Consider the following 1,861-nt stretch of genomic DNA (forward strand, 5'->3'; position numbering starts at 1 on the left):
CCTGATCAATGACGACCACGATATGAAGAGGGCCCCGATCGGGGCCCTCTTCATATCGTTAGGCCCGCTTCAACAGTGGCCTGCTTTTACTCCGCCCCGGTGGTCTGGAATCTGACCGCCGTTGACAACAAGGAGATCGCAACGCGCGCCCGTGAGGATGAGATAGCTCGCAGGCTGATGACCATTCCTGGTATAGGGCCAATTACGGCCACCGCGATCGCCGCGCTGGCGCCACCAGCTGAAACCTTCACCAAGGGCCGTGACTTTGCCGCCTGGCTTGGCCTTACGCCTTTGCAGAAATCGACAGGCGGCAAGCAGAAGCTCGGTGCCACATCAAAAATGGGCGAGCGAACGATCAGGCGCCTGCTTATCATCGGCAGCAGCGCCGTCGTCCTCCAGGCAAGCAAGAAAGGGGCTCCCAAGGGCTCTTGGCTTGAGGGGATGCTGGCTCGCAAGCCGCGGATGCTTGTGACGGTCGCGCTTGCGAATAAAATGGCGCGCATCGTATGGGCGCTGCTCACGAAGCAAGAGAATTACAAAGCTCCGGTCGCAGCTATGGCGTGAGCCTGGCGGGCCTGAGGTCGTCGGAGACGTAGTCGGTCGAAGGAGGGTATGGCACAACAGTCGGCGGGACGGGGCTGGAAGAACCAGGGTCTGGCAATGCACCGCGAGTGCGCTGAACTGATATGGTTCCGGTCCGCGAACTCCCATACAGGCCCGCAGCTACATCGCTGCAGTAAAGGCCGGACAGATGGCAGCATCCGACTACGTGCCTATATCCTTCAAATATCGCTTGCGTTTGCAGGGGCGTCCACAGATGCCAGATATTTTCTACCGGGTTAAGTTCAGGGCATTTGGGCGGCAGCGGAACGATGCTGATATTATCGGGCACTTCCAGTTTCCCGGTCATGTGCCATCCGGCCTGATCCATCAGCAGCACGCCATGGGCACCCGGCTCAATAGCGAGCGATATTTCCGCCAGGTGTAGCGACATGGTCTGTGTATTACAGAACGGAAGGATCAGGCCAGCCCCCTTACCAAGTTCGGGGCAGATGGCGCCGAGGATGTAGGCCGATTTCGTTCGTTGGTCCTTGGGTGCCGAGGGCCGCGTGCCGCGCCTGGCCCAGCGGCGGGTGATCTTGTTTTTCTGGCCGATCCGGGCTTCGTCCCTGAAACAAGTTCAGGGCAGGCTCTGGAACCAGACCTCTAGCGGTGTGCCGCGTGGGAGGGCAACTTTGATCTTTGCCAACTCGGCTGAAAAGCCCCCTTTTTAAAGTCCTCCATCGCATATTCATTCTGCGCATGGTGACGCGGGCGCGCTGTCAGTTTGACATAGCCCAGCTTCTTCAACTCCCGTCCCACGGTCGTTTCCGTCAGGGACACCCCGAACTCATCATGGAGCCACCGCGTCAGGTCGATCAGTCGCCAACGTACAACTCCATGGATCGCCGGGATCGGACCGCTTTCAACGATCTCCGCAAGAGCCTGGCGCTGGGCATCGCTCAACAAAGGGGGCTTGCCCGGTGCCTTACCATTAAGGAGCCCGTCAGGACCTCGATCATTGAACCGCACGACCCAGTCCCGCACGATCTGCAACGTCACTCCGCCGATACGCGCCGCATCGCTGCGGCTCCCGCCATCATAAATTTCCGCCAAAGCCAGAAGCCGACGGACCTGGTTCGCGCTCTTGGTCACGCGCGCCAGTCGCCTCAAGCTCGCGGCGTCAAAGTCGTTCTGCGCGGCGACAACTACGATGGCCGGTTGAGCGGCGACTATGATGGCCGGTAGGATCGGTTGTCTGGTCTGATCGTAGGGAGGGGCGCAGCCCCGACCGGAGAGCGGACCAGACAACCGGTGGCGA

General features: G+C 60.3%; 2 pseudogenes. One reads left to right on the plus strand and one right to left on the minus strand.

Annotated features, from left to right (window positions below):
- Positions 1–120 precede the first annotated feature (120 nt).
- Positions 121–564 (plus strand): annotated as a pseudogene (locus KRZ98_RS22090) (transposase); the annotation flags it as partial.
- Positions 565–820: 256 nt separating this feature from the next.
- On the opposite strand, the pseudogene KRZ98_RS24305 reads toward KRZ98_RS22090, so the two are convergent.
- A pseudogene (locus KRZ98_RS24305) lies at positions 821–1,791 on the minus strand (IS630 family transposase); the annotation flags it as partial.
- Positions 1,792–1,861: the final 70 nt, after the last annotated feature.

Origin of the sequence: Sphingobium sp. AS12 (assembly GCF_019097845.1) — a bacterium.
GTDB lineage: Bacteria > Pseudomonadota > Alphaproteobacteria > Sphingomonadales > Sphingomonadaceae > Sphingobium.